Genomic DNA, 351 nt, shown 5'->3' on the forward strand with positions numbered 1-351 from the left:
CGTTTCCTTCCGGCTCCGGCTAGTTTAACTGCATTTTTTTCTGTAATTTCAATGCTTGTTATCCACTCAAATGTTGTTGTAATTTCTTTTCCCTTTTTCACTTTTGTTTCTGTATATTTTAATACATTTACAGTTCCATCTTTATAAATAATCTCATTTGCAAACTCAGCATTTTCTGTCTTTGTCTTTTCTGGAATAGCATTATATTCTTGTGCTATACTTGATGCTGAGCCTTCTTTATAACGAATTATATAGTCCCAGTTATATTCTTTGCATCTATTAATTACTTTTTCAGACACATAAAGTCCATCTGCAAGTATACAAATAGGAAGTCTAGGATATGCCTTTTTT

General features: G+C 31.3%; 1 pseudogene. It reads right to left on the minus strand.

The window, feature by feature from the left end:
- Positions 1-351: pseudogene (locus ACTNAO_RS12880) on the minus strand (hypothetical protein); the annotation flags it as partial.

The organism is Clostridium sp. HCP1S3_C6 (assembly GCF_052066735.1).
Taxonomy (GTDB): Bacteria; Bacillota; Clostridia; order Clostridiales; family Clostridiaceae; genus Clostridium.